The organism is Streptomyces sp. bgisy100, from assembly GCF_057709105.1.
On sequence record NZ_JBYITE010000022.1, the window covers coordinates 1 to 21989 of the forward strand.

Sequence of the window (21989 nt, forward strand, 5' to 3'; positions counted from 1 at the left end):
CGGCCCCGGCCGGGTGCACGTCGGCACCCCACCGGTCCCCGCAGACCGGCACCCGCGCTCCGGGTCCCCAACACCGGCACCCGCTCCGGCACCCGCTCCGGCACCCGCACAGGGGCCGGCGCGGGACGCTCGCGGGCTGCGCGGGACGCTCCCGGGCGCGCGGGCCGGATACGGGCCACAGAGCGGGTACGCGCGGCGGACGCCCACTGAGCGGGTACGCGCGGCGGACGGCCACCGAGCGGCCGCACGGGGCGGACCGGCACGTTCCCGCCCCCACGGCGCACCCCGAGCGCACCCCGAGCGGATCCCGGGCGGTCCGGGCCGACCTCCGGAGCCATGGCCTCCGGGCCCATGGGACACCGCAGGCCGGGCACCGGCCCGCAGAAGGCCGTCTAGGCCATGATCAGGCTCATCGCCTCGGAGCGGGTGGCCGGGTCGCGGAGCTGGCCGCGGACCGCTGAGGTGGTGGTCTTCGCGCCGGGCTTGCGGATGCCGCGCATCGACATGCACATGTGCTCGCACTCGATCACCACGATCACGCCCCGCGGCTCCAGGATCTGCATCAGGGAGTCGGCGACCTGCGTGGTCAGCCGCTCCTGCACCTGCGGCCGGCGGGCGTAGACGTCCACCAGCCGGGCCAGCTTGGACAGCCCGGTGATCTTCCCGTCGGTGGACGGGATGTAGCCGACGTGCGCGACCCCGTGGAACGGCACCAGATGGTGCTCGCAGGTGCTGTACACCTCGATGTCCTTCACCAGGACCAGCTCGTCGTGGCCTATGTCGAACGTGGTCGTCAGCACGTCCTCCGGCACCTGCCAGAGGCCGCCGAAGATCTCCCGGTAGGCGCGCGCCACCCGGGCCGGGGTCTCCAGCAGGCCCTCGCGGTCCGGGTCCTCGCCGACCGCGATGAGCAGCTCCCGGACGGCGTTCTCGGCGCGCTTCTCGTCGAACTCGCCGATGGGGCGCTGGCCGTCCAGTGTCACCGGGTCGGTCATGTGTGCCTCGATCCTTCACGTATCCGCAGCGCGCAGCAGAAAGCCGCGCTCCCTCAGGTTAGAACCCGAGGGAGCGCGGCATTCATTCCGGGCCCGGAGGCCGCCCGTCAGCTCTCGGAGCCGGGCTCCTCCGGGAGGTCCACCTTGTCCGTGGAGACCTTGGACGGGGTGGCACCGGGCTTGGCGCCGTTGGCCATGGTCAGCTCCTTGGGGGAGAGGACCGGCGGCCGGGTGGACGGGGTGCGACGGGAGGAACCGGTCCACGCCGGACGGGCCGGGCGCTTCACGATCGTGGAGAAGACCTCCGCGATCTCCTCCTTGCCGAGGGTCTCCTTCTCCAGCAGCTGCAGGACGAGGTTGTCCAGGACGTCGCGGTTCTCGACCAGGATCTCCCAGGCCTCGTTGTGCGCCGTCTCGATGAGCTTCTTGACCTCCTCGTCCACCAGCGCGGCGACCTCCTCGGAGTAGTCGCGCTGATGCGACATCTCGCGGCCCAGGAAGGGCTCGGAGTTGTCGGAGCCGAACTTGATCGCACCGAGCCGCTCGGTCATGCCGTACTGCGTGACCATCGCGCGGGCCGTGGTGGTGGCCTTCTCGATGTCGTTCGCGGCGCCCGTGGTCGGGTCGTGGAAGACGAGTTCCTCCGCCGCGCGGCCGCCCAGCATGTACGCGAGCTGGTCGAGCATCTCGTTGCGCGTGGTGGAGTACTTGTCCTCGTCCGGCAGGACCATCGTGTAGCCGAGCGCACGGCCGCGGGACAAGATCGTGATCTTGTGCACCGGGTCGCTGTTCGGAGAAGCCGCCGCGACCAGGGCGTGACCGCCCTCGTGATACGCGGTGATCTTCTTCTCCTTGTCGCTCATGATCCGGGTCCGCTTCTGCGGTCCGGCCACGACACGGTCGATCGCCTCGTCGAGGAAGTGGTTGTCGATCAGCTTCCTGTCGCTGCGCGCGGTGAGCAGCGCGGCCTCGTTGAGGACGTTCGACAGGTCCGCACCGGTGAAGCCGGGGGTGCGGCGGGCGACGGCCCCGAGGTCGACGTCCGGCGCGACCGGCTTGCCCTTCTGGTGAACCTTGAGGATCTCCAGCCGGCCCTGCATGTCCGGGCGGTCGACGGCGATCTGCCGGTCGAAGCGGCCCGGGCGCAGCAGCGCCGGGTCGAGGATGTCGGGCCGGTTCGTGGCGGCGATCAGGATGACGCCGCCCTTCACGTCGAAGCCGTCCATCTCGACGAGGAGCTGGTTCAGGGTCTGCTCACGCTCGTCGTGCCCGCCGCCGAGGCCCGCGCCGCGGTGCCGGCCGACGGCGTCGATCTCGTCGACGAAGACGATCGCCGGGGCGTTGGCCTTGGCCTGCTCGAACAGGTCGCGGACCCGGGAGGCACCGACACCGACGAACATCTCGACGAAGTCGGAACCGGAGATCGAGTAGAACGGCACGCCCGCCTCGCCCGCGACGGCGCGCGCGAGAAGCGTCTTGCCGGTACCGGGCGGGCCGTACAGCAGAACACCCTTGGGGATCTTCGCCCCGACGGCCTGGAACTTGGCCGGCTCCTGCAGGAACTCCTTGATCTCGTGGAGCTCCTCGACGGCCTCGTCGGCGCCCGCCACATCGGTGAACGTCGTCTTCGGGGTGTCCTTGGTGATCAGCTTGGCCTTGGACTTCCCGAAGTTCATGACCCGGGAGCCGCCGCCCTGCATCTGGTTCATCAGGAACAGGAAGACAACGACGATGAGGACGAACGGCAGCAGCGAGAGCAGAACGCCGACGAACGGGTTCTGCTTCGACGGGGACACGGTGTAGCCGTCGGGCAGCGTGTTCTTGTCGCTGTCGTTGGTCTGAGCCTGCAGCGTCTGAGCGAGCTGGGAACCCTGGTCACCGATGTAGCTGGCCTGCAGCTTGGTGCTGCCCTCGACCTTGGTGCCGTCCTTGAGCTCGACCTTGATCTTGTTCTCGTCGCCGGTCGTCAGCTCGGCGGACTGGACCTTGTTGTCGGCGATCGCCTTGACGACCTGGCCGGTGTCCACCGTCTTGTAGCCGCCGGACGAGCCGACGACCTGCATCAACACGACCACGGCGAGGACGGCCAGCACGATCCACATGACCGGCCCACGGAAGTAGCGCTTCACGTCCATCCATACGGGGCGCAGGCGCCCCGTCCCTCCTGCCACAGTGAGGCACGTCAGCCTCAGGCGGGCTGCGCGTGCGTACGGTGTATTACTCGACCTTTAAAGACTGACCTTCGGACCGTACCCCAGCATTGTCCCCCGACGCTGCCCAGGACGGTTAACAAAACGGCCTTCCCCTGCTCCAACGGCGGGAAACCACGACGGGTTCCCCACGGCGCCCCGCCGCCGGAGCCGCCGGTCAGCCGCCGTAGACGTGCGGTGCGAGGGTCCCCACGAAGGGAAGGTTGCGGTACTTCTCCGCGTAGTCGAGGCCGTAGCCCACGACGAATTCGTTGGGGATGTCGAAGCCGACGTACTTGACGTCGATGGCGACCTTGGCCGCGTCCGGCTTGCGGAGCAGCGTGCAGACGTTGAGCGACGCCGGGCCGCGGGAGCTGAGGTTCGACAGCAGCCAGGACAGCGTCAGCCCGGAGTCGATGATGTCCTCGACGATCAGGACGTCCCGGCCGGCGAGGTCGGTGTCCAGGTCCTTGAGGATCCGGACCACGCCGGAGGACTTGGTGCCGGCCCCGTAGGAGGACACCGCCATCCAGTCCATCGTGACCGGGGTCGACAGAGCCCGGGCCAGGTCCGCCATCACCATCACCGCGCCCTTGAGGACACCGACGATGAGCAGGTCCTTGCCCGCGTACTCCGCGTCGATCTTCGCGGCCAGCTCGGCGAGCTTCGCGTCGATCTCTTCCTTGGTGATGAGCACCGACTGGAGGTCGGTGCCCATGTCCTTGTCGTCCACCCTGGTCACTCTCGGTTCGTCTCGGTCCGTCAGGGTGCGGGGGCCTGCGGCCCGTACGCCCCGGTGTGCGACCGAAGGTCGGCTCAGTGGTCGGCGGCGGCCTCGTCGCGCCGCCGAATCACCAGACTGCCACACCGCCGTCGGACCTCGACCCGGCCGGGGAGGTTGATCGCCCCCTGGCCGCGCCAGCCGGTGATCAGCCGGTCCACTTCCTCGATGTGCCGGGCGAAGAGAGAGCCGGGCGGCGCGCCCGCGGAGATGGCCGCACGCCGCAGCACCCGGCGCCGGACGGCGGGCGGCAGCGCGTAGAGCTTGGCGGTGTCCAGGGCGGCGAAGCCGTCCCCGCCCTCCGCGCGCACCGTCTGCTCCACCTCGGCGGCCCAGCCGTCGAGGGCGTCGGCGTCGTCCCGGGAGAGCTGCGCCGTCCGGGCCAGCGCCTCGATCACCCCTTTGCCCAGGGACTTCTCCAGCGCGGGCAGCCCCTCGTGGCGGAGCCGCGAGCGGGTGTACGCGGGGTCGGTGTTGTGCGGGTCGTCCCAGACCGGCAGCGACTGCACGAGGCAGGCCTTGCGGGCGGTCTGCCGGTCGAGCTGGAGGAAGGGGCGGCGGTAGCGTCCCCCGGCGCCGGAGACGGCCGCCATGCCGGACAGCGACCGGGTTCCGGAACCCCGGGCCAGGCCCAGGAGGACGGTTTCGGCCTGGTCGTCACGGGTGTGGCCGAGCAGGATCGCGACGGCCCCGTGCCGTTCGGCGGCGGCGTCGAGGGCGGCGTAGCGGGCGTCCCGGGCCGCGGCCTCGGGGCCGCCGCCCCGCCCGACGTGCACCGCGATCGATTCGACGGGGTCGAGACGGAGCGCCCGCATCCGGGTGGCGACTTCGGCCGCTCGCAGCTCCGACCCGGGCTGCAGACCGTGGTCGACGGTGACGCCACCGGCCCGGATGCCCAGTTTGGGGGCCTCGAAGGCGAGGGCGGAGGCGAGCGCCATGGAGTCCGCGCCACCGCTGCAGGCGGCGAGGACGAGCGGACCGGGCCGCTGCTCGCCCGGCGGGTGGTCGGTGAGGACGTCGTGGAGTACGCGGCGGACCGCCAGGCGTATCGCTGCGACCGCTGGATGGGGACCCATGTCCGGTTCACTTCCTCGGGGCCGGGGCCGTACGGGGGGTCGTACGGGGTTCAGTCACGGCTTTTCATCACGCTGAGTATGTAGATGGTGACAGAGACGAGCCGATACCCGAGCATCGCACGCCCACCCATCGCTCACGGTCCCTCGGACGGGTGATTACCGGGCGGGGCTCACCCCGCGGGCCGCCCCGCTCTCACGACTCGGCCTTCCGGTGCACCCTCGCGACCCAGTCCGCCGGTTTGGCGATCTCCGACTTGGTCGGGAGGGTGTTCGGCGAGGTCCAGACCCGGTTGAAGCCGTCCATCCCGACCTGGCTCACCACGGCCCGGACGAACCGCTCCCCGTCACGGTACTGCCGGAGCTTGGCGTCGAGACCGAGCAGCTTGCGCAGCGCCAGGTCGAGCCGGCCCGCCCCGCTCGCCCGCCGCTTCTGGAACTTCTCCCGGATCTCCGCCACCGACGGCACGACCTGCGGCCCCACCCCGTCCATCACGAAGTCCGCGTGCCCCTCCAGCAGGGACATCACGGCGGTGAGGCGGGAGAGGATCTCGCGCTGGGCGGGCGTCTGCACCAGTTCGACCAGGCTGTGGGCACCGTCGTCGTCCGCGCCCTCCGGCCGGTTGCCGGTGAGCGACTGCACCGCCTCCCGGAGCCGCTCCAGCAGCGTGTTCGGGTCGATCTCGGTCTCGCCGAGGAACGACTGGATCTCACCCTCTATGTGGTCGCGCAGCCAGGGGACGGCGGTGAACTGGGTGCGGTGGGTCTCCTCGTGCAGGCAGACCCAGAGCCGGAAGTCGTGCGGCGCCACGTCGAGCTCCCGCTCCACATGGACGATGTTGGGCGCGACCAGCAGCAGCCGGCCGGCGCCGTTCTCCGCGCCCGGCAGATCCCGGCCGACGGGGGCGAACGTCTCGTACTGGCCGAGGACGCGGGAGGCGAGGAACGACAGCAGCATCCCCAGCTCGACACCGGTCACCTTGCCGCCGACCGCGCCGAGGACCGAACCGCCGGCCGAACCGCCGCGCCGGTCCTGCATCTTCTCCAGCAGCGGCTTGAGGACCTCGCGGAACCCGGCGACGTTGGCCTTCACCCAGCCGGCCCGGTCCACCACGAGGACCGGGGTGTCGTGCGGCGCCGAGTCCGGCTGCGCCAGCCCGGTGAACGCCCGCACGTGCTCCTCGGAGGACTTGGCGTGCCGCCGCAGTTCGGCGACGACGGCCCGCGCCTCGTCCCGGGTCACCTCGGGTCCCGGCCGTACGAGCCGGGTCGCCGTCGCCACCGCGAGGTTCCAGTCGACCATCTCCGCACCACCGATGCTCGTCATGACTTCACGGTACGTGCTGCACAGCGGTTGCGGTGAGGGTTGTGGACGCCCCGGGCCGCCCACGGGGTACCCCGGGGCGGGGCCCGGTCAGCGGCAGCCGCAGTTGGCGACCGCCGAGGCCAGCCGGTCCAGGGCCGCCTGGGCGCCGTGGGGGTCGGCCGCGTCCGTCGTCATGAACGCGAACGCCAGCAGTCGGCCGTCGGCGTCCACCACCGTCCCCGCGAGGGTGTTCACGCCCGTCAGGGTCCCCGTCTTGGCCCGGACGACCCCCGTGCCCGCGGGCGCGTCGGCGTAGCGGCCGCGCAGCGTCCCGGTGAACCCGGCCACGGGGAGCCCGGTGAGGACCGGCCGCAGCTCGGGGCGGGCCGGGTCCGCGGCCCGGACCAGCAGCTGGGCGAGGAGATCCGCGGTGACCTCGTTCTTGCGGCTCAGCCCGCTGCCGTCGGTGAACTTCGCGTCCTTCACGGGCAGGCCGAGCTTCTCCAGCCGCCGCGTGACGGCGCGGCCGCCGCCCTCGAAGCTCACCGGCTCCTCGCCCGCGATCGCGGTCTGCCGGGCCAGGGCCTCGGCGATGTCGTTGTCGCTGGTGGTGAGCATCCGCTCGACCAGCGTCGAGAGGGGGAAGGACCGCACGACGGCCAGCCGCTCGGCCTTGTGGCCCGCGGTGACGGAGTGCGGATCGTCCTTGGTGCCGATGCCCCGGTCCCGGAGCAGCCGGGCGAAGGTCCGGGCCGCGTCGTGGGCCGGGTCGGCGCTGCGCGGGGCCGGGCCGCTGGCGCTGTCGTCGAGCCGGCCCTCGTCGGCCATCAGCGGGGTGACGGCCGCGATGTTCTCGTTGCCGGGGCCGATCGGGTGCACGTCCGGGCCGGTGTAGCGGGAGGTGTCGTAGCCGACGGTGACCTCGGTGCGGCCGCGGTCCTTCAGCGCGCGGGCGGTGTCCCGGGCGAGGGTGCGCAGGGCCGCGGGCTTGTCCACACCCAGGGGCTTGCGGGCCGTGAGGGTCGGGTCGCCGCCGCCGACCAGCACGATCTCGTCGTCCGCGGCCCCGGTGACGACGGTGGTCTCGATGCGGTGGTCGGGTCCGAGCGCGTCCAGCGCCGCCACCGCGGTCGCGATCTTGATGGTGGAGGCCGGGAGGGCCGCGGTGCCGGCGTCGGAGCCGTAGAGCTGCTTGCCGGTCGTGGCGTCCACCACGGACGCGCTGCGCAGCGGACCGAGCGCGGGGTCCTTGAGGAGCGGGCCGAGGGAGTCCGTGAGGCCGTCACGGGTGGGCGGGGGCACCGGATCAGGGGACTGGGTGGCGACGGCACCCAGCGGGGCGAGGACGCCCGCGGCCCGCGGGACCGTACCCGCGGCGCGGCCGGACCGTCCGCCGGACCGCTCGCCGTGATGCTCGCCACGCGTCGGGCTCCGGGCCTCCGCACGCTGCCGCTCGGCCGTACGCTGACCGGAGTCCCACGGACCGGCCGCGGTCACGGCAGCGGCCGCCACGGCCACTCCCACCAGCGCGGATACCGCCGGAAGATGCCAGGCCGGATGCGCCCGCCATCGTTCGACCACCCATCTGAACTGCCACGATCCGGCCTCGGGCACCTCGGACCAGCCCCTTTCGCCATCACACACCTGCGTGAGGGACACTTAATCACCCGAAGTATGTGCTGATCATGGAGGAGCCACCCGTGGAGTTCGACGTCACCATCGAGATCCCGAAGGGTTCGCGGAACAAGTACGAGGTGGACCACGAGACCGGTCGCATCCGCCTGGACCGTCGACTCTTCACATCGACCAGCTACCCGGCCGACTACGGCTTCGTGGAGAACACCCTCGGCGAGGACGGCGACCCGCTGGACGCGCTGGTCATTCTCGACGAGCCGACCTTCCCGGGCTGCCTCATCAAGTGCCGTGCCATCGGCATGTTCCGGATGACCGACGAGGCCGGCGGCGACGACAAGCTGCTCTGCGTTCCGGCGTCCGACCCCCGGGTGGAGCACCTCCGCGACATCCACCACGTGTCGGAGTTCGACCGCCTGGAGATCCAGCACTTCTTCGAGGTGTACAAGGACCTGGAGCCCGGCAAGTCCGTCGAGGGCGCCAACTGGGTCGGCCGCGGCGAGGCGGAGGCCGAGGTCGAGGCCTCCATCAAGCGGCTCGAGGCCCAGGGCGGCCAGCACTGAGTCACTGAGCCGGAAGGCTCATTCAGGGGTCCTTGCGGGCACAGGGCAAGGACCCCTTACCGTACGGCGGCGGGCGGTGCACCCCGAGGGGCGCACCGCCCGCCGCTGCACGGGGACATGGCGGGCAGCACGGCCGGGCATGCGGCATCGTGGCCGGTGAGGCACCGGAAAGAGAGGCGAGGAGGAGCGGAACGACGTGGTCGGGGACCCGAAGCGGAGCGGTGGCACACCTGAGGCGGATGCCCAGGAGGACCGCAAGCCGCAGTCGGACGAGGCGCACAGCGCCTTCACACCGCCGGAGGGCGTGCCGCTGCCGCCACCTCCGGAGGAGGAGCATCCGACATCCGAGTTCGCGGTGCCCAGCGGGCTGGCGCAGGAGCACCACGCGGAGCCCGAGGGCTCGGCGTTCGCCCCGCCCAGGTCGCAGACGGGCACGCACGCCCGCCCGCAGTCCGCGTACCCGGCGTTCACCCCGCCGCACGGCATCCCGATGGTCCGGCTGACCAAGGAGACGCCCTGGCAGGACCGGATGCGCACGATGCTGCGCATGCCGATCGCCGACCGGCCGGTGCCGGAGCGGGCGGAGAAGGTCGAGGACGAGACCGGCCCGGCCGTACCGCGCGTCCTCGACCTGACGCTCCGTATCGGCGAACTGCTGCTCGCGGGCGGCGAGGGCGCGGAGGACGTCGAGGCCGCGATGTTCGGCGTCGCGCACGCCTACGGCCTGGACCGCTGCGAGCCGACCGTCACCTTCACCCTGTTGTCCGTCACCTACCAGCCGTCGCTGGTCGACGACCCGGTGACGGCCAGCCGCACCGTACGGCGGCGGGGCACCGACTACACCCGACTGGCCGCGGTCTTCCGGCTGGTCGACGACATCTGCGCGGACGACGTCGAGATAAGCCTGGAGGAGGCGTACCGGCGGCTGGCCGAGATACGGCGTAACCGGCACCCCTACCCGGGATGGGCGCTGACCCTGGCCGGCGGAGCCCTGGCCGGCGCGGCGAGCACCCTGGTCGGCGGCACCTGGCTGGTGTTCCTGGCGGCGGCCGCCGGGGCCATGCTCGGCGACCGGCTGGCGTGGCTGGCCTCGGGGCGCGGGCTGCCGGAGTTCTACCAGTTCGTCGCGGCGGCGATGCCGCCCGCCGCGATGGGGATCGCGCTGAGCCTCGCCCACGCCGAGGTACAGGCCTCGGCCGTCATCACCGGTGGACTCTTCGCACTGATCCCGGGACGAGCGCTCGTCGCGGGCGTCCAGGACGGACTGACGGGCTATTACATCACCGCCTCCGCCCGTCTGCTGGAGGTCGCCTACCTGGTGGTCGGCATCGTCTGCGGGGTGCTGACCGTGCTCTACGGCGGTGTCCGGCTGGGGGCGAGGCTGAATCCGGAAGAGGCCCTGGACGTGCCCAACCGGCCCGTGACCCAGATCCTCGCGGCGATGCTCCTGGCCCTCGCCTTCGCGATCCTGCTCCAGCAGGAACGTCACACCGTCCTGATGGCCACGCTCAACGGCGGCGTCGCCTGGCTCATCTACGGGGCCCTGGCCGTCGAGGTCGGGGTGAACCAGGTCGCCTCGACGACGGTGGCGGCGGGGCTGGTCGGCCTCTTCGGCCAGTTGCTGTCGCGGTACCGGTACGCCTCGGCGCTGCCCTACGTCACGGCGGCGATCGGACCGCTGCTCCCCGGTAGCGCCATCTACTTCGGGCTGCTGAACCTCGCCCAGGGCGGCCTCGACTCGGGTCTGGCCTCGCTGACCAAGGCGGCGGCGCTGGCCCTGGCCATCGCGATCGGGGTGAACCTGGGTGGTGAGATCGCCCGGCTCGCCATCAAGATCCCGGGTGCGGCGGACGCCTCGGCACGCCGGGCCGCGAAGCGGACGCGCGGGTTCTGACGTACGGGTTCTTGAACGCGGGGGCCGAACGCGGGTGTTCCGGCGCGGGTGTTCCGACAGCCGGCGGTGGGCCCGTCGGGGGCTGCGGAGGCGGGGACGAGTGCCGGAGCCTCGCGGGCTCTGCCCGGTTCTGCCCGGCTCTGCCGGACCTCGCGGGTTCTCGCCGGCTCTCGCCGGTGCGTCACGGGTGGCGCCCGGTGGGGGCTGCGCGGGTGCGCCGGACCGGTGGCGCCGCTCGGGCGGCGCCACCGGGTGGGTCAGCGCTTGGCGTGACGGCCGCGCGGGGCCGGGGACTGGCCGGCGTCCGGCTCCTGCGGGGCGGCCGCCGCGGCCTTCTTGGACTGGCCGCGGGCCCGGAGGTACTCGATCACGATCGGGACCACCGAGAGCAGCACGATCCCGACCAGGATCATCTCGATGTGCTGGTGCACGAAGTCGATCTGGCCGAGCGCCGCGCCCAGCAGGGTGACGCCGGCGCCCCAGAGGGCGCCGCCGATGATGTTGAAGATGATGAACGAGCGGTAGTTCATCCGGCTCACACCGGCGATGATCGGCGTGAAGGTACGGATGATCGGAACGAAGCGGGCCAGAATCAGCGACTTCGGACCGTGCTTCTCGAAGAACTCATGAGCCTTCTCGACGTTCTCCTGCTTGAAGAGCTTCGAGTCGGGCCGCCGGAACAGCGCGGGGCCGACCTTCCGTCCGAAGAGATAGCCGACCTGGTCGCCGAGGACCGCGGCGGCGACGATGAGCACGCACACCAGCCAGAGCGGCTTGTCCAGTTTGTCGGTGACCACCAGCAGACCGGTGGTGAACAGCAGCGAGTCCCCCGGCAGGAAGAAGCCGATGAGCAGGCCGGACTCGGCGAAGACGATCGTCAGCACACCGAGCAGGCCGAACGTCTGGATCAGGAAGTCCGGGTCCAGCCAGCTGGGGCCGAGCGCGAGGGTGGTCACGGTTGACAGGCTCCTGGGTCGAGGGCGCAGGCTCAAGCGGGGCCCGGGCACAGGGATGAGGCGGTGGCTGCCGATGAGGCGGTGTGGCACCCCCAAGCTATCAACGCGAGCGGCGGCGCTCCGGTTCCAGGACCGGCCACCGCACCCGGCAGCCCCTTGGCCCGGGCCCCGGCCGACACCCCGCGGCACCCCGGCCGGTACCGCCGGACAGCGCAACGGGCCGCCCTCCGGGTGCGCCATCCGCCCCCGCGTCCGATCCTTTCCGCAGGAGGTGTGTGATGGGCATCGAGGAGTTCGGGGGCGGTCAGGGCGCCCAGTCCGACGTTCTGGTGGTGACGACCAACGACGTGCCGGGCTACCACGTGCAGCAGGTCATCGGCGAGGTCTTCGGCCTGACGGTGCGCTCGCGCCACCTGGGCAGCCAGATCGGAGCCGGTCTGAAGTCGATGATCGGCGGCGAGCTGCGGGGGCTCACCAAGACCCTGGTCGAGACCCGGAATCAGGCCATGGAACGGCTCGTCGAACAGGCCCGGGCCCGCGGCGGGAACGCGGTCCTGATGATGCGGTTCGATGTGACGGAAGCCGCAGACGTGGGCACCGAGGTCTGCGCCTACGGCACCGCGGTGGTACTGGCCCCGCAGTCCTGAGGCCGCTGCGCCGGCAGCAGCGGCGCCCGGCGGGCACCGATGGCTGCACCGATGCCCGGCGGCGCCCCGTCGGCCGCACCGATGGCCCGGCGGCCGGGGCCCGGGCCCCGGCCGAGTGATGTCCGCCACCCCGGCAGCCACCCCGGCGACCGTCCCGGCGACGCCCCGGCGACCGGAGGAACGCCCGGCAGGTTCCTGCCGGGCGCGGACCCCGGTGCGCGCTGCCGGGGTCCGCGCTGTCAGGTGTGCCGCGCCGCGTTGGCGAGGATCGCGTCCCGCAGATAGCCCGCGAGACCCGGCTTGGTGCCGTCGAGGGAATCGGTGAACCGCTGGTCGGCGACGTACATCTCGCCGAGGCAGGTGTGGAACGCGTGGTCGCACGCGTAGAAGTTGCGGCAGATCTGCTGCCGGTGCTCCTCCGCGAGGTCCATCGCCGCCTCGGAGTCCGGCGCCACGCCCGCCTCGATGAGGGCGACGAACGCGGCGGTGTTCTCTTCTCCTTCCGCCTTGATCCGCAGCCAGTCCTCCTTGGTGTAGGAGGCGGCCCGGCGCTGCGACTCCCGGTACGCGTCGGTGTCGCCCCAGCGCTGCTGGACCTCCTCCGCGTACTGCTCCGGGTCCTGCTCCCCGAAGACCTCGAACCTCTCCTCGGGGGTGAGTGTGATGCCCATCTTTCCTGCCTCCATGGCGTGTTCGACGGCCACGGCCATCGCCTGCAGCCGAACGATCCGGGCGGACAGCAGTCCGTGCTGACGCCGCAGATGTTCCTGCGGGTCCACCCCCGGGTCGTCGAGCAGGGCCGCGACCTCGTCGAGCGGGAAGCCGAGCTCCCGGTAGAACAGGATCTGCTGCAGCCGGCCGAGGTCGGCGTCGTCGTACCGCCGGTGCCCGGCGCGGCTGCGGGCGCTCGGGGAGAGCAGCCCGATCTCGTCGTAGTGGTGCAGGGTGCGCACCGTGACCCCGGCGAAGCCGGCGACCTGTCCCACGGAATAGCTCATGCCGTCCGCTCCCTTCTCTGTGCGCTCCACAGCCTGCTGCCTCACGTCGCGTGAGGTGCAAGCCCCGAGTTTCATTCCGATTCGTACCGATATACGCGGCTATGGTGTGCCCGTGGTACCGGAAGCCGCCGCCCAGCGCAGTCCCGTCGGCCCACGAGCCCTGCTGCCGCTGACCCTTCCGGCACTCGTGGTCGGGGTGGCCGCCGCCCTGTTGCTGCTGGGCATCAGCGAACTCGCCGAGGCCCTGGAGCATGTGCTCTGGACGACCCTGCCCGAGGCGCTGGGCGTCGGGCGCTGGTCGACGGGATGGATGGTCGCGGTCCTCACCGCCACCGGGCTGGCCGTGGGCATGGTGGTCTGGAAGGTGCCGGGGCACGCGGGGCGCGACCCGGCCACCACCGGACTCGTCGACCCCCCGATCCCGGCGCGGGTGGTCCCCGGGCTGCTGCTCGCCGCCGTGCTGGCGCTGGCGGGCGGCGTCAGCCTCGGGCCGGAGAACCCGATCACCGCGGCCAATATCGCGCTGGCGTTCTGGCTCGGGACCAAGGCCTTTCCGCACTCGCCCGCCGACCTGTGGGTGGCGCTGGCCGCCGCCGGCACGGTCGGCGCGCTCTTCGGCACGCCGGTCGCGGCGGCGCTGATCGTCACCGAGAGCCTCGTCGGCCGCCCGGCCCCCGGGCCGCCTGGACAGGGACCGGGAGACGGCCCCGGAGTCTCGCTCTGGGACCAGCTGTTCGCGCCGCTGGTCGCCGGCGGGGCGGGCGCCATCACGACCGGGCTGGTGGCCGACCCGGCCTTCCAGATGAACCTCCCGGACTACTCGGCGACCAAGTACAGCGATCTGCTGCCTGCCATGGTGATCGCCTCCGCGGGTGCGGTCCTCGCCATGGCGGCCGTGTATGCGTTCCCCTGGGTGCACCGGGCCTTCCGTCGGCTGCGGCACCCGGTGGCGATCACGGCGTCCGGCGGGGTGGTGCTGGGGCTGCTCGGTGCCCTGGGCGGGCATCTCACGCTGTTCAAGGGGCTGGAGCAGGTCAAGGAGCTGACGGCCGATCCGGACGGCTGGTCGGCGGGGGGATTCGCCCTGATGGCGGTGGTCAAGGTCGTCGCGCTCACCGTCGCCGCCGCCTGCGGCTTCCGCGGCGGACGGATCTTCCCCTCGGTGTTCGCCGGGGTCTCGCTGGGGCTGTGCGCCCATGCCGTCGCCCCGCAGGTGCACCTCGCTCTCGCGGTGGTCTGCGGCGTGCTGGGGATTCTCATGGCGATCACCCGGCAGGGCTGGCTGAGCCTCTTCACGGCTGCCGTCCTCGCGTCGGACATCGCCGTCCTGCCGGTGCTCTGCCTGGCCTCGCTGCCCGTGTGGCTGATCGTCTCCGGCCGCCCGCTGATGCAGCTGCACGACGACGGGACCCCGGTGCGCTGACGGGGCCCCGGTGCGCTGACGGGAGCCCGGTGCGCCGATGGCCTCCTGGTGCGCCGACGGGGCCGGCCGTGCGGCATCCGGACGGACTGGGCGGGTGGCGCGGCCCGGTCGGCCATGAGGTCGCGCCAGTTGGAGGCAACTCCATGCGCACCTCTGCCGACGCGGCGGTCATCCGCTCCCCCCGCCGGAGCCCGGCAGCCGGGGCAGCGGGAGCGGGATTGTTCTTCACCGGGCGTCCTCCCCACGGGGCTCCTCACCCACCGGGCGTCCTCCCCACCGGCCGTCCTCACCACCGGCCGTCCTCACCCACCGGCCGTCCTCCCCACCGGCCGTCCTCACCCACCGGGCTCCCTTTCACATGAGGTACACCGCAGCGCGCCGCAAGGTTCCCGACCGGTGGGGCCCGGAGGCCGGAGGCCCGGGAGGCCCCGAGGCCACGGAGCCCCGGAGGCCCGGACCCCCGGAAGCCCCCACAAGCCTCAGAACGGGAACCCGCTCCGGCCGTGCTGGATGGAGATCCACTTCTGGGTGGTGAACGCCTCCACCATCGACTCGCCGTTCAGCCGCCCGAGGCCGGACCGCTTCTCGCCGCCGAACGCCACGATCGGCTCGTCGTGGACCGTGCTGTCATTGATGTGGATCATGCCGGTCTCGATCCGCTGGGCGAGCCGCACCCCCCGCTCCACATCGCCGGTGTGCACGGCCCCGCTGAGCCCGTACGGGGTGTCGTTGGCGATCCGTACCGCCTCGTCCTCCCCGTCGAACGGCACCACGAGGGCCACCGGGCCGAAGATCTCCTGGCTGAGCACGGGCGCGTCGGCCGCCAGCCCGGTGAGCACGGACGGCGCCACCAGGTTGCCCTCCGTGGTACCGCGCACCAGGGCGGTGGCCCCGGCCTCCACCGTCTGCTCGACCAGCGTCGCTATAGCCTCGGCCTGCGAGGAGTTGATCAGCGGGCCGATGTGGGTCGCCGGGTCGGAGGGGTCGCCGACCTTCAGGGTCCGCACCTTGGCGACGAACTTCTCGGTGAACTCCCGCTCCACGCGGCGGTCCACCAGCACCCGGTTGGCCGCCATGCACACCTGGCCCTGGTGCACGAACCGGCTGAACACCGCGGCGTCCACCGCATAGTCCAGGTCGGCGTCGTCCAGCACGATCAGCGCGCTGTTCCCGCCCAGCTCCAGCACGGCGTGCTTGAAGTTGGCGGCGCAGACCGACGCGACGTGCCGGCCCACCTTGTCCGAGCCGGTGAAGGAGATGACCTTCGGCACGGGGTGTTCGATCAGCGCGTCGCCGATCTCCGCTATGTCGGTGATGACGACGTTCAGCACGCCGGCCGGCAGGCCCGCCTCCTCGAACACCTTGGCCACCAGCCCGCCGCCGACGACCGGGGTGTTCTGATGCGGCTTGAGGACCACCGCGTTGCCGAGCGCCAGCGCGGGCGCCACCGACTTGATGGACAGCAGGAAGGGGAAGTTGAACGGGCTGATGACCCCGACCACGCCGACCGGGAGCCGGTAGACCCGGTTCTCCTTGCCGTCGACCGGGGACGGGAGGATCCGGCCTTCGGGGCGCAGGGCCAGCTGGATCGCCTCCCGGAGGAACTCCTGGGCGAGGTGCAGCTCGAAGGCCGCCTTCAGCCGGGTGCCGCCCAGCTCCGCGATGATCGCCTCGGTGATCTCCTGCTCGCGGTCCTGGATGATCCGCAGCGCGCGCTCGAAGACGAGCCGGCGCGTGTAGGGGTTGGTGGCGGCCCAGTCGCGCTGTGCGCGCTCCGCCGCCCGGTAGGCCTGGTCGACCTCGTCCACCGTGGCCACGGTGACGGAGGCCAGTTTCTCCCCGTCGTACGGATTGAAGTCGATGATGTCCCAGGAGCCGCTGCCGGACTTCCACTCGCCGTCTATGTACTGGTGGGCCAACTCTGTGAAGTAGGACATGCCATCCCTGTCTGGAGGCGGGGCGCTGGTCGGACGCCCCGGGCGTACGCACTCTCCTGATGGCTTGTCATCGTACTGACGAGTCACACCCGATGGACCATGGCCGCCAGCACGTCACGGCTCTCCGCCGGACTCAGGGCGTCCTCGTGCAGCCGCTCCATCGCCCGTTCGTACTGGGCGACTTCGTCCCGCTTGTCGAGGTAGAGCGCGCTGGTGAGCTGCTCCAGGTAGACGACGTCGGGGAGGTCGGACTCGGGGAAGCGGAGCAGGGTGAACGCCCCGCTCTCGGCCGCGTGCCCGCCGAAGGCGAACGGCATGACCTGGAGCGTCACGTTCGGCCGCTCGGAGATCTCGGCGAGGTGCCGCAGCTGGCCGCGCATGACCGTGCTGCCGCCGTAGGGGCGGTGCAGGGCGGCCTCGTCGAGCACCACGTGGAACTCCGGGCCGCGCTCGGAGACCAGCAGCTTCTGCCGCTCCAGGCGCAGTGCGACGCGCCGTTCGACCTCGCTGCGGGTGGCCTCCGGCTGGCCGCGGGTCACGACCGCGTGAACGTACTCCTCGGTCTGCAGCAGCCCGTGCACGAACTGCACCTCGTAGCTGCGGATGCTCGACGCCGCGCCCTCCAGGCCGACGTAGGTCTGGAACCAGCCCGGCAGGACGTCGCCGTAACTGTGCCACCAGCCCGCCACGTTGGCCTCGCGGGCCAGCCCGAGGAGCGCCTCGCGCTCCGCGCCGTCGACGACCCCGTAGAGGGTGAGCAGGTCCTCGACGTCCCGTGCCTTGAAGCTCACCCGGCCCAACTCCATGCGGCTGATCTTCGATTCGGAAGCGCGGATCGAGTACCCGGCGGCCTCCCGCGTGACGCCGCGGGATTCCCGGAGCCTCCTGAGCTGGGACCCGAGCAGGATGCGGCGCACCATGGAGCCGCTCGATCCCCCTGCTCCGCCCGCTCCTCCGCCGGCCACTGCTGGGGGGTGCCCCCCATCCGGCTGCACTGTGCCCATGTCCCGACTGCCTGTCTCCGTTGGTGATGCACTGCGACCGTCAACGGGCGCAGTCTGCCACCTCCGGGCTCCGTTGCGTATGCATCCGGTTACACAGACGGGAAGTTGCCCGCAGAGGCTCTGGATCCAGCCGTGGGGAGGAATACGGAAAAACCGGCCCTGTCCCCCCAACTTCCCTACGTGCACGTGCATTTGCCCTTGCATCTGCCGTGTGCTTTGGGAACCATGGTGCAGGAGCACCAGCACGCCGCCTTGACCGATTCCTATAGGGCCAGGAGTGCCTCGCATGGGGACCCAAGGATCGACCATGTTCGCGCCGTTACGGCAGGGCCTCCCTCCCATCGACCCCGTGTCCGTGTCGAGTTCGGTGTCCTGCGCGCTGACCGGCGCCTACGAATCGGTCAGAGGGGCCCGGCAGTTCACCGAGGCCGCGCTCGGCCGGTGGGAGCTGGGCGAATGCTTCGACGATGTGGCGCTCGTGGTGTCGGAACTGGTCACCAACGCCCTCCGGCACGCCCTCCCCGGCAGCGGTCCGGCCGCGCCCGAACCCGCGGTCCGGCTGCATCTGATGCACTGGACGTCCCGCCTGGTCTGCGCCGTGCGGGACCCGAGCGAGACGAGCCCGGTCGCCGGCGAGACCTCCGCGGACGATCCGGACTGTTCCGCGGAGTCGGGGCGCGGGCTGTATCTCGTCGAGGCGTTCAGTGACAGCTGGGGGTGGCATCCGCTCGCGGGCACCCTGCGCGGCAAGGTGGTCTGGGCGATGTTCCATCTCCCGGCGACGGCCCGGCGGAACGCCCTAGCCGTCTGAACGCCGTATCACGTGCGAGGTCTACGCGGGTCACTCCGCGGCGAGGTGATCGAACTCCCCGTCCTTGACCCCGCGCAGCAGCGCGTCCACCTCGGCGGGGGTGTAGATGAGCGCGGGCCCGTCGGGGAATCGCGAATTGCGCACCGCCACCCCGCCGTCCGGCAGTTTGGCCATCTCCACGCAGGCACCCTGGGAGTTGCTGTGCCGGCTCTTCAGCCAGACGACTCCGTGCAGGTCCTTTGCCGCCATACCGTTGTACGGGTGGTGCACAGGACGCTCCCGGGACGCAGAGGCAATTTCCCCGGATCATAACCCGGTTCATGTGCCCCTGCATGAGCATATGCACGTGCACTAGGGGTGTCGGAGACGCTGCACAGGGTTCGTCCGGCGGCTATTTCCCGGTGGAGTACGGCAGCAGTGCCATTTCGCGGGCGTTCTTGACGGCACGGGCCAACTGCCGTTGCTGCTGCGCCGTGACACGGGTCACCCGGCGGCTGCGGATCTTTCCCCGGTCGGAGATGAACTTCCGCAGCAGATCGGTGTCCTTGTAGTCGATGTACGTGATGCCGGCCGCGTCCAGGGGGTTCGGACGGGGTTTCGCATGCCGGCGGGACTCGGGACGGCGGGATTCGGGGCGGCGGGACATTCGGATACGGGCCTTTCCTCAGGTGGGGGCGCTTCCGGGGTGCGGACTTCCGCGCGGGACGGCGGTGTTCCGCGGCGGAGGGCGTTCCCCCGGAAAGGGCGCGGCGGGTCAGGAAACGGGGTCGAGCAACGCGTCGAAAGCCGGCGGGAGCTGCTTCCACGCCTCCTGCCCCGCCGCGTATTCGGCGTCGGTGAGAAGGCAGGACTCCAGGAGTTCGAGCAGTCCGTCGCGGTCGAGTCCGGGTGAGGTGAAGACGAGGTGCTGGGCGCGGTCCCCGTGGTCGGGGTCCCAGTCCAGCGCGGCGGCCGCCCGCCGCACCGGCGGGACCATCTCCCAGGCGGCGTCGGGGAGCGAGGCCAGCCAGGGGCCGGTGTCCTCGACACAGAGCGCGCCGCCCGCGGCGTCCCAGGCGAGCAGGGTGTCGGGCCGGTCGGCGAGCCAGAACCGGCCCCGGCTGCGGGCCGCCGCGCAGGTCAGGTCCTCCAGCGCGGCGTAGAGCCGCTCCGGGTGGAAGGGCCGGGTGCGGTGCCACACCGCGGTGGTGACGCCGTGCTCGTCGGCCTCCTGGGGCAGCAGCGCACAGGCCGGGTGCTGGCGGGCGGCCGCCGCCTCCACGTCGAAGCCCGCGAACGCGACGTCCGCCAGTTCCGCGGAGTCCACCGGTACCTGACGGGCGGTGGGGTGGAGCTGGGCCAGCAGCGCGAGGTCCGCCGGATCCGTCCCCTCCGCGGCTCCGTCCGGACCGGCGCCGGCGGGTGCGACGGCGAGCACCGGCGGGTATTCGAGCTGCCGGGCCCAGGTGTCGGCCACGGTGCGCCGGTCGCTCGCCGCCGCCGCGAGTCCCACTTCGGCGAGGTCGTCGCCGCAGCTCAGATACGGCACGAGCAGCGCCGGATCGACCACGGTGATCACCTGGGTGAGCCGCAGCGCCTCACCGCTGTGCGCGGCGACCACTTCGGCCATGGCCTTGGGCTCGACGGAGTCCCACAGCTCGACGACGGCCAGCCGGCACAGTCCGCTGCCGGAGAGCCGCTCCAGCTCGGGGACCAGGTCCTCCCGCAGGGCGCAGCAGGCGCAGTCGTTGACCAGCGGCGCCTCGCCGGTGCCGAGCACCCCGCCGCTGTCCCGGACCGTGCGCCGGACGGTGCCGGCTCCGGCGGTAGCGAGGTCGTGGTGGAGCGCCACGCTGCCGGGCACCGCGTGCAGCAGCCGGTCGACGGCGGCGCGGCGGGCCTCCGCGTGGAGCCCGCCGACCAGCACCACCGGCAGCCGCCCGTCGGGGGCCGCCATCAGCGGTCCCCGCGGTTGCCGTAGCGGCGCTCGAACCGCTCGACGCGGCCGGCGGTGTCCAGGACGCGCACCTTGCCCGTGTAGAAGGGGTGGCTCGCCGAGGAGATCTCGACGTCGATCACCGGGTAGGTGTGGCCGTCCTCCCACTCGACGGTCTTGTCACTGGTCGCCGTCGACCGGGTGAGGAAGGCGAAGTCCGCCGCGCTGTCACGGAAGACGACGGGGTGGTACGGGGGGTGTATGCCGGGCTTCATCTCGCTCCTCCTCAGCGCTCTTCGCGGTAGGTGACGTGCCGGCCGGCGGCCGGGTCGTACTTGCGCAGCTCCAGCCGGTCGGGGTTGTTGCGGCGGTTCTTGCGGGTCACATAGGTGTGCCCGGTGCCGGCGGTGGACCGGAGTTTGATCACCGGGCGTAGTTCGTTGCGGGCCATGGGGTCTACTATACAGAAATGGTTTCCATTTTCATTAGGAGGTTCTGAGCTGTGTCCGCCCACTGCCAGCTGACCGGCCGCAGGCCGGGCTTCGGCAACCACGTCTCCCACTCCCACCGCCGCACCCGGCGGCGGTTCGACCCGAACATCCAGCGCAAGCGCTACTGGCTGCCCAGCGAGGGCCGGCACGTCCGGCTCACCCTGAGCGCCAAGGGCATCAAGGCGGTGGACACCCTCGGCATCGAGAAGGCCGTGGCCCGCATCCGGGCCCGTGGGGAGCGGATCTGAATGGCGAAGCAGAGCAAGATCGCGAAGAACGAGAAGCGCCGGGCGGTCGTCGCCCGGTACGCCGCCCGGCGGGCGCTGCTGAAGGCGGTCGTCCGCAACCCGGAGACCCCGGAGCAGGAACGCTTCGCCGCCCAGCGCGAGCTGCGCCGCCAGCCGCGCGACGCCAGCGCCACCCGGGTCCGCAACCGCGACTCCGTCGACGGACGGCCCCGCGGCCACCTGCGGGCCTTCGGACTCTCCCGGGTGCGGATGCGTGAACAGGCGCACGCCGGTTTCCTGCCGGGAGTACGCAAGGCCAGCTGGTAGCCGGACGGCTCGGGTAGCTGGATCGGGCCGGCCGGAGAGCCGGTCGGAGAGCCGGTCGGAGAGCCGGTCGGAGAGCCGGTCGGAGAGCCGCGGCGCACCGGGGCCGGTGCGCCGCGGCCCGTCCGTTTCGGGCGGGCCGGCGCCGTCCCGGCAGTTCGCCGATCATGGCTGGAGTGTGCGGACGCCCCCGGCGGCCGGAGGGGGCCGGGCCGTACGATCGGTCCCTGTGACGCGCTCCGGAGTTCCCGTTCGGGCCTACGCCGCCCGCCCCTGCACCGTCGTCGTCTGCCGTGGGTGCTGCTGCGGCAACGAGCGCAAGCACCCCACCGCCGACCACCGGTGGCAACTGGCGCGCCTGGAGGCGGCGGCCGCGGAGTCCGGCGGCCGGCTGTCGGTGCGCACCACGGACTGCCTGGGGCCCTGCGCACAGGCGAACATCGTGGTCGTGCAGCCGTCCGCCGAGGGGCGGCGCAAGGGCGGCCGGGCCACCTGGATCGGCTTCGCCATGGACGACGACTGCACCGACGACATCCTCTCCTGGGTCGCCGCGGGCGGCCCCGGGGAAGCGGAGCCGCCGGCCACGCTCACGCTGCAGTTCGTCCCGGCGCCGAAGCCGGTACGGGGCTGAGGGCGGGGCGGAGTTGAGAGCGGTACGCGGTTGAGTGCAGTACGGGGGTTGAGGACGGTACGCGGTTGAGTGCGGTACGGGGGTTGAGGACGGTACGCGGTTGAGTGCGGTACGGGGGTTGAGGACGGCCTGGGCTCAGGCGAGGACGTGAGCCGACGCGGGCCCGAGGTGAAGGAACCCGTGGGGGCGGCG

23 protein-coding genes are annotated in these 21989 nt (G+C 71.8%); 8 read left to right on the forward strand and 15 right to left on the reverse strand.

Features of this window, described 5'->3' with window-relative positions; translation table 11 throughout:
- Positions 1–392: 392 nt before the first annotated feature.
- The 6 genes from folE to dacB all read right to left on the reverse strand — a co-directional run bounded on the left by folE (position 393) and on the right by dacB (position 7925).
- Complete coding sequence (folE, locus tag AC3EQ1_RS16630) at positions 393–995, reverse strand: GTP cyclohydrolase I FolE (RefSeq protein WP_432095088.1); 603 nt, start codon at positions 993–995, stop codon at positions 393–395.
- A gap of 107 nt (positions 996–1102) precedes the next feature.
- Positions 1103–3130, reverse strand: a complete 2028-nt coding sequence (ftsH, locus tag AC3EQ1_RS16635; RefSeq protein ID WP_432095161.1) for an ATP-dependent zinc metalloprotease FtsH — start codon at positions 3128–3130, stop codon at positions 1103–1105.
- Positions 3131–3362: 232 nt separating this feature from the next.
- The gene (hpt, locus tag AC3EQ1_RS16640) at positions 3363–3902 is read right to left on the reverse strand and encodes a hypoxanthine phosphoribosyltransferase (RefSeq protein WP_351508920.1); all 540 of its coding nucleotides are present in this window, start codon (positions 3900–3902) and stop codon (positions 3363–3365) included.
- A gap of 98 nt (positions 3903–4000) precedes the next feature.
- On the reverse strand, positions 4001–5041 hold the full coding sequence (tilS, locus tag AC3EQ1_RS16645; RefSeq protein ID WP_432095089.1) for a tRNA lysidine(34) synthetase TilS: 1041 nt from the start codon (positions 5039–5041) through the stop codon (positions 4001–4003).
- 193 nt (positions 5042–5234) lie between these two features.
- Positions 5235–6365, reverse strand: a complete 1131-nt coding sequence (locus tag AC3EQ1_RS16650; protein ID WP_388857139.1) for a zinc-dependent metalloprotease — start codon at positions 6363–6365, stop codon at positions 5235–5237.
- A gap of 87 nt (positions 6366–6452) precedes the next feature.
- A complete protein-coding gene (gene dacB / locus AC3EQ1_RS16655) occupies positions 6453–7925 on the reverse strand; it encodes a D-alanyl-D-alanine carboxypeptidase/D-alanyl-D-alanine endopeptidase (RefSeq protein ID WP_432095162.1) in 1473 nt (490 codons plus the stop codon).
- Positions 7926–8044: 119 nt separating this feature from the next.
- Between dacB and AC3EQ1_RS16660 the strand changes: the two genes are divergently transcribed.
- Both AC3EQ1_RS16660 and AC3EQ1_RS16665 read left to right on the forward strand, forming a co-directional pair.
- Entirely contained in the window at positions 8045–8539 is a 495-nt protein-coding gene (locus tag AC3EQ1_RS16660) for an inorganic diphosphatase (RefSeq protein ID WP_351508924.1), read from the forward strand.
- 196 nt (positions 8540–8735) lie between these two features.
- The gene (locus tag AC3EQ1_RS16665; RefSeq protein WP_432095090.1) at positions 8736–10433 is read left to right on the forward strand and encodes a threonine/serine exporter family protein; all 1698 of its coding nucleotides are present in this window, start codon (positions 8736–8738) and stop codon (positions 10431–10433) included.
- Between the two features lie 257 nt (positions 10434–10690).
- On the opposite strand, the gene AC3EQ1_RS16670 is transcribed toward AC3EQ1_RS16665, so the two are convergent.
- On the reverse strand, positions 10691–11389 hold the full coding sequence (locus AC3EQ1_RS16670) for a DedA family protein (RefSeq protein ID WP_432095091.1): 699 nt from the start codon (positions 11387–11389) through the stop codon (positions 10691–10693).
- A gap of 278 nt (positions 11390–11667) precedes the next feature.
- On the opposite strand from AC3EQ1_RS16670, the gene AC3EQ1_RS16675 reads away from it, so the two are divergent.
- Positions 11668–12036, forward strand: coding sequence for a YbjQ family protein (locus AC3EQ1_RS16675; protein ID WP_432095092.1), 369 nt, complete (start codon positions 11668–11670; stop codon positions 12034–12036).
- Between the two features lie 239 nt (positions 12037–12275).
- On the opposite strand, the gene AC3EQ1_RS16680 is transcribed toward AC3EQ1_RS16675, so the two are convergent.
- Positions 12276–13034: a MerR family transcriptional regulator gene (locus AC3EQ1_RS16680; protein ID WP_432095093.1), complete on the reverse strand. Its 759-nt coding sequence runs from the start codon at positions 13032–13034 to the stop codon at positions 12276–12278.
- A gap of 112 nt (positions 13035–13146) precedes the next feature.
- Here AC3EQ1_RS16680 and AC3EQ1_RS16685 point away from each other — a divergent pair, with 112 nt between their 5' ends.
- Positions 13147–14457 (forward strand): ion channel protein, encoded by a 1311-nt coding sequence (locus tag AC3EQ1_RS16685; RefSeq protein ID WP_432095094.1) that lies wholly within the window; start codon positions 13147–13149, stop codon positions 14455–14457.
- 479 nt (positions 14458–14936) lie between these two features.
- Here AC3EQ1_RS16685 and AC3EQ1_RS16690 read toward each other — a convergent pair whose 3' ends face one another.
- A complete protein-coding gene (locus AC3EQ1_RS16690) occupies positions 14937–16394 on the reverse strand; it encodes an aldehyde dehydrogenase family protein (RefSeq protein WP_432095095.1) in 1458 nt (485 codons plus the stop codon).
- An 83-nt stretch (positions 16395–16477) separates the two neighbouring features.
- A complete protein-coding gene (locus AC3EQ1_RS16695) occupies positions 16478–17314 on the reverse strand; it encodes a helix-turn-helix domain-containing protein (protein ID WP_432095096.1) in 837 nt (278 codons plus the stop codon).
- Positions 17315–17684: 370 nt separating this feature from the next.
- Here AC3EQ1_RS16695 and AC3EQ1_RS16700 point away from each other — a divergent pair, with 370 nt between their 5' ends.
- Positions 17685–18209, forward strand: a complete 525-nt coding sequence (locus tag AC3EQ1_RS16700) for an ATP-binding protein (RefSeq protein ID WP_432095097.1) — start codon at positions 17685–17687, stop codon at positions 18207–18209.
- 30 nt (positions 18210–18239) lie between these two features.
- Here AC3EQ1_RS16700 and AC3EQ1_RS16705 read toward each other — a convergent pair whose 3' ends face one another.
- The 5 genes from AC3EQ1_RS16705 to rpmG all read right to left on the reverse strand — a co-directional run bounded on the left by AC3EQ1_RS16705 (position 18240) and on the right by rpmG (position 20575).
- Complete coding sequence (locus AC3EQ1_RS16705) at positions 18240–18479, reverse strand: DUF397 domain-containing protein (protein ID WP_351508823.1); 240 nt, start codon at positions 18477–18479, stop codon at positions 18240–18242.
- 121 nt (positions 18480–18600) lie between these two features.
- Positions 18601–18855 (reverse strand): 30S ribosomal protein S18, encoded by a 255-nt coding sequence (rpsR, locus tag AC3EQ1_RS16710; protein ID WP_432095098.1) that lies wholly within the window; start codon positions 18853–18855, stop codon positions 18601–18603.
- A gap of 108 nt (positions 18856–18963) precedes the next feature.
- The gene (locus AC3EQ1_RS16715; RefSeq protein ID WP_432095099.1) at positions 18964–20145 is read right to left on the reverse strand and encodes a GTP-binding protein; all 1182 of its coding nucleotides are present in this window, start codon (positions 20143–20145) and stop codon (positions 18964–18966) included.
- Positions 20145–20399 carry a type B 50S ribosomal protein L31 gene (locus tag AC3EQ1_RS16720; RefSeq protein WP_432095100.1) on the reverse strand — a complete coding sequence of 85 codons (255 nt, stop codon included), beginning with the start codon at positions 20397–20399 and terminating at the stop codon, positions 20145–20147. The genes AC3EQ1_RS16715 and AC3EQ1_RS16720 overlap by 1 nt, the downstream gene beginning before the upstream one ends.
- Before the next feature lie 11 nt (positions 20400–20410).
- The gene (gene rpmG, locus AC3EQ1_RS16725) at positions 20411–20575 is read right to left on the reverse strand and encodes a 50S ribosomal protein L33 (RefSeq protein WP_432095101.1); all 165 of its coding nucleotides are present in this window, start codon (positions 20573–20575) and stop codon (positions 20411–20413) included.
- A gap of 51 nt (positions 20576–20626) precedes the next feature.
- Between rpmG and rpmB the strand changes: the two genes are divergently transcribed.
- The 3 genes from rpmB to AC3EQ1_RS16740 all read left to right on the forward strand — a co-directional run bounded on the left by rpmB (position 20627) and on the right by AC3EQ1_RS16740 (position 21797).
- Positions 20627–20863, forward strand: coding sequence for a 50S ribosomal protein L28 (gene rpmB, locus AC3EQ1_RS16730; protein WP_432095102.1), 237 nt, complete (start codon positions 20627–20629; stop codon positions 20861–20863).
- On the forward strand, positions 20864–21169 hold the full coding sequence (gene rpsN / locus AC3EQ1_RS16735) for a 30S ribosomal protein S14 (protein WP_432095103.1): 306 nt from the start codon (positions 20864–20866) through the stop codon (positions 21167–21169).
- Positions 21170–21395: 226 nt separating this feature from the next.
- The gene (locus AC3EQ1_RS16740; RefSeq protein WP_432095104.1) at positions 21396–21797 is read left to right on the forward strand and encodes a (2Fe-2S) ferredoxin domain-containing protein; all 402 of its coding nucleotides are present in this window, start codon (positions 21396–21398) and stop codon (positions 21795–21797) included.
- Positions 21798–21989: the final 192 nt, after the last annotated feature.